We start from the raw sequence: 4,655 nt of genomic DNA, 5'->3' as shown, positions 1-4,655 counted from the left end.
TACCATTCAAGGTAAAGAGGCTGATTTTTTTGATGGCCTAGCATAATCTGTACAGACAGCAACAGCACCTAGTTGGTTGACTAGGTGCTGTTTTATATTCCCAGACATTTCTTTTTCAATTACGTGAAATGCCTGCATATTTCTTTTACAGCATCGTCGGCAACGATCACTTTCCCGTATTCTTCCAACACATAAATCGTTATCGGCGTCGCTTCTCCGTACTCAGAGAGGATCGCAATTAGCTTGTGATAACGCTCTTGATCCAAGTCGACTTCCTCCAGTACCAGATGATATTTCCCCTGGTAGAAGTAGGCAGCTCCGCCATTGGTCAAAAGGGCGTTAATTCGATGGGCGGCTTCAACCATATGCTCAAAGTCCCGGAAGGCATACATGATCAAATCGCTTTCTTCCAATGTAACCTCTAGCTCGTATACATCCTCGTCTTCGAATTCTTCCTCTTTTCCGTCCTTTGAGCCCGTCTTGCCACGTGTTACGATTACGACCATTCCCTGAGCTGGCAAGGCGAACACTTCAACTGCAACAGGCCCTGATACCTCAAACCCTAATTCGTGATAAGCCTGTTCCATCATGTCGTTGAACAGTTCATGAACTTTAGGAATGTCACGCCACATGTCTTCTTTTTCTATCCCGCGCTCTGAGAGGTCGTCAAAAGTTAAAAAGATTCGTATTTTATCTTGACCAAGGCGTTCAACACGCATGACTGTCCCTCCTCGCCATCCAGTCGTACTACAAAATATGATGGTAAGCCTGTAAGAGTTCTCCACATTCTCCGGCGAATACCCGTTAGTATTCATCCATTTTTTTATGGACTGGAAAATACGGGGTAGTCCTATCATATCACATTTAGTTACTGGAACAAAGCTACCATGACACCTACGCAGCATTCGCCTATCGATGTCGAATCAACTCATGAAAAAAGAAACTTTGTTGTTGCCTGTCATTTCCTGCGCTTTCCCAGGAAAAGTTCCCCCTCATTGTTCTTCATTCTGTATTTATATTTAGCTCTGCTAGTTCGGGTTCCTTCTCGTTCATAAAGGTTTGTACATGAAAAAACGCCCAGAATCAGGCGTTTTCTACGTCTCATATTCACGCAGCCGCTTTTGAATCCAAATGGCCGCCTGTGTTCCATCTCCCATGGCAATCGACACTTGTTGAGAATGCTCATTGATNNTCCGTTTCTTTTGTTCGCGGATTCGTATGGATGTGGCCCTTTTCATGAATTTGCACGGAAAAACCACGCAAAAGCTCTGTCAATGCATGAGCACCAGGAAAAGCGAGAAATGCTCTTTCTACAGACAACCGTTCACCTGAAGAGAGCTCGATCTCATTCAATTGCCCTGCAGTATGATGCAGGGCACATACTTTGTCCTCCCGATACATAATCCCTCGCTGGCTCAGCCCAGAGACTGCCTGCGTATCCACCTGCACTTTTGCATGGTTAATGACTGTTAACCTGCTTGTATAATAAATAAGTTCGTCTGCCATCGAAACAGCGTGCTGGCCCGCTCCAATGATTGCCGTGTCTTTATCAACTGTTTCATAGCCGTCACAGTCGGGACACAAGAAAATCGATATTCCTACACAATCGGAGAAGCCAGCGATCGTTGGGAACGGATCACGAATGCCCGTTGCCAAAACCAGTGTTCGTGAAGTGAGCGTATGTCTGCCATTTTTCGTTCCTATCGTAAATAAGCCGCTTGAGTCAGTAGCAAGCTTTGTTACCTCATCAGTTATGAAAATTGCGCCGTATTTTTGAGCTTGCTCCTTGCCCGCTTGACGCAAAAAATCGCCACTAACCCCCTCCGAAAATCCGAGAATGTTTCGGTAGGCTTTGGCGATTGTTGATCGACCACCTGGCATGTCAATAACTGCAACGCGTCGAAGGCATCTTGCAAGTTGAATGGCAGTTTGAAGTCCTGCAATCCCGCCGCCGACAATGACCGTATCATACTCCACTTGCATCCACCTGCTTATCCTTTTCCCGATAGCATTGCCAGTGGAGCACGATCTCATTACTGTACGAGTGGAACCAAAACAATTTTTCCTTCGACGAGCCCTGCTTCTGAATGGAGCCCATTGTATTTTGCGATTCGCCTTACGTTCGAATTATTTCCGTAGTACTTTCGTGACAGCATAAACAACGTTTCCCCCTTCTTCACCACATGCTTGACGATCTTCGATTTCGTTGCAGTCGGTGCTGAAGCTGTTTTTCCTGGTGTAGCAACTTTACTAGTAGAAGGACTCGCAATCTGTTTTGCCTTGTTTAGTGGTGTACTAGTCGAAGCTTGGGTTTGGACGGGGCTCACAGCAGATGTCTGTACGCTTGTGGTCGCCTTCACTGCAGGCTCAACCGGTTTTGAATCGGTCGTTTTCGTTTTGTCAGGTGGTTTGGTCACGGTTGCATTCAGATCAGGCGTAAGAACGACCGATACAGGCTCCTTTTCTCCTGCCTTACTTCCTTGCGAAGTGGTATTCGCTTTGCTAACATCTTTCACTTCAACACTACCAGAAGCCGCTGACTCGTGTGCGACATTAGCCTTGTACAACTCAAGACCAATCAACCCGAAAAAAACGAGTCCAAACAAGTACAATCCCGGTTGAATCCACTTTTTAAACGAGAACGACGCTTTAGGGCGAGTATGACGGGAGCGTCGGGGTGGCAATGGATTATGCTCAAGATTCACTCTTCCTCCCCCTTTTCTTGATCGTTTTTTGTAAATAAAACGCTAACATGACGTCAATAAGGATATGAGCCACAATCGAGGGCCAAAGGGATTGATAGTGGGAAAACAAGAGTCCCAAGATCAAGCTTGTACCAAATACACTTATGATCATGAGCGGTTTTTTTAAATAACGTATGTGGATCAGTGTAAAAATAAGACTGCTCCAAAAATTCCCGGTAAGCGATTGAATGACTCCACGGAATAGCCATTCCTCCCCCACCCCTACTACCATACAGACGAGAATCGTGGTGGATGGTAACATGGTACCAAAAACTTTTTCATTGATACTGCCATCATCCTGCCATCGTTTAAGCAAGTAACGATCCATCGCAATACTCGCGATGATAATACCTGCGGCTACAAACACGGCCCACAGGACGGCATCCCAGTCTGGCAAAATAAACAAGGACAGAGTAGCCTCCCAGCCCAGCACTAATAAGCTACCGGCTACAGCCACTCCCATCACGATTCCTTGTGTCAACCATAGATTCAGCCGAAGAGTGGCTTCATCCACCTCTAGCCGATCTTCCCTCACTTGATGTTTCTCTCCTTCTATTTGTTCGGCAAAAGAGTGTCTAACGCCTGCCGCAAATTCCATTTGATTTGTTCATTCTTTACGATTGCATGGTCATTCGTTTGGAAATACGCTTCCGTATTTAGACCGCATTTCTTACAGCAGTACAGATCAAATTGATGATCATTTTCTTTAAAATACGAATTGATGCTCGCGCGCAAACAGTTTTCTCCTCTTACGTATGATACCATTTCTGCCAGCTTTTTTTGCTTAAAGCTTTTTCTCTTTTCTGTTTCCTGCCAAATGATTTGAGCCTTTGGATACGACTCTCCCGCAGCGGCAGCTTCGTTTGAGGCCAGCACTCTTTCTGCATAAAAGGCAAGGAGTGCGCCCATTTCTTCGGATATGTCCATCATCGCCAAGGCCTCGTTCGTCAAGGGCACTCCGGTTTTGCACAACTGTTCGTATTTTTGAACTTGTACTTGTGTCGGGTACTCCTTTTCCAGCATGTGCTGATGAATCTGCCAATCGTCCCACGAAAACAAGAGAAGCGCATACCCAGGCTTGCCGTCACGGCCGATCCGGCCGATTTCTTGAGCGTATGCCTCCAAACTGGCTGGCATTTGATAATGGATGACGTAGCGAATATCTGGCTTGTCGATCCCCATGCCAAATGCATTGGTTGCAATAATCACATCCAGCTCGCCCGCGAGAAACTGGGATTGGATCAGCATTCGCTCCATGCTGTTCATCCCCCCGTGGTAACCGTGAACGCGTTTTTTCCCATCGAGTTGATAAGAGGCTGCCAACACCTCTACTGCTTGCCGCGTGCTGCAGTAAACGATTCCAGGTCCCTGCAAACGATCGATCTGATCAAATACATAGGAGCGCCTGTCTGTTTCCTCTGCAACTTCAACCAGATCATAGGCGATATTCGCCCGATTAAGAGACTGCAACACAACATCTTCCTTTTCAATGGAAAACAAGTTGCAAATTTCTTCGCGAACAGTCGCCGTCGCGGTTGCCGTCACAGCAAGAACAGGAGGTGCTCCCAATTGTTTCACGACTTCAGGCAATCGCAAGTAATCTGTGCGAAAGTCATGCCCCCATTGCGAGATGCAATGCGCTTCGTCAATGGCGATCAGAGACACCCTCGCCCGCTTTAATGCCTGTTGAACATAGGCCTGTTGGAGCTTTTCCGGAGAAATATACAACAGCTTGTACGCACCTTCCGAGAGACCTTTTACAATTTCGCGGGACTCTGTCGGATCCTGCATACTGTTTAAATAGGTGGCAGGGATTTTTTTCCTCGCCCGGAGCTGCTGCACCTGATCGACCATCAAGGAGATCAACGGGGAGACCACGACGGTCAGACCCGGCAAAAGCATTGCTGGCAG

General features: G+C 46.8%; 4 protein-coding genes and 1 pseudogene. All 5 read right to left on the bottom strand.

Annotation, left to right across the window (positions count from 1 at the left end; all coding sequences use genetic code 11):
- Positions 1-119: 119 nt before the first annotated feature.
- Entirely contained in the window at positions 120-719 is a 600-nt protein-coding gene (locus C7R94_RS29545; RefSeq protein ID WP_007723994.1) for a genetic competence negative regulator, read from the bottom strand.
- Between the two features lie 375 nt (positions 720-1,094).
- Positions 1,095-1,983 (bottom strand): annotated as a pseudogene (locus tag C7R94_RS29540) (NAD(P)/FAD-dependent oxidoreductase).
- Positions 1,984-2,033: 50 nt separating this feature from the next.
- Positions 2,034-2,705, bottom strand: a complete 672-nt coding sequence (locus tag C7R94_RS29535; protein ID WP_106786033.1) for a LysM peptidoglycan-binding domain-containing protein — start codon at positions 2,703-2,705, stop codon at positions 2,034-2,036.
- Entirely contained in the window at positions 2,695-3,279 is a 585-nt protein-coding gene (locus C7R94_RS29530) for a CPBP family intramembrane glutamic endopeptidase (protein ID WP_106786032.1), read from the bottom strand. The genes C7R94_RS29535 and C7R94_RS29530 overlap by 11 nt, the downstream gene beginning before the upstream one ends.
- A gap of 17 nt (positions 3,280-3,296) precedes the next feature.
- Positions 3,297-4,655: RecQ family ATP-dependent DNA helicase (locus tag C7R94_RS29525; RefSeq protein WP_106786031.1), on the bottom strand; the 1,359-nt coding region annotated here is incomplete at its 5' end.

It is taken from the genome of Brevibacillus sp. NRRL NRS-603 (genome assembly GCF_003013445.1).
Lineage (GTDB): Bacteria > Bacillota > Bacilli > Brevibacillales > Brevibacillaceae > Brevibacillus > Brevibacillus formosus.
Note: the sequence above shows the minus strand (reverse complement) of the source record. Positions and strands in the feature narration are given on the sequence as shown.

What these genes read in the sequence shown, in the direction of transcription:
- C7R94_RS29545 (WP_007723994.1), bottom strand. Translation starts at nt 719, where the DNA reads ATGCGTGTTGAACGCCTTGGTCAAGATAAAATACGAATCTTTTTAACT.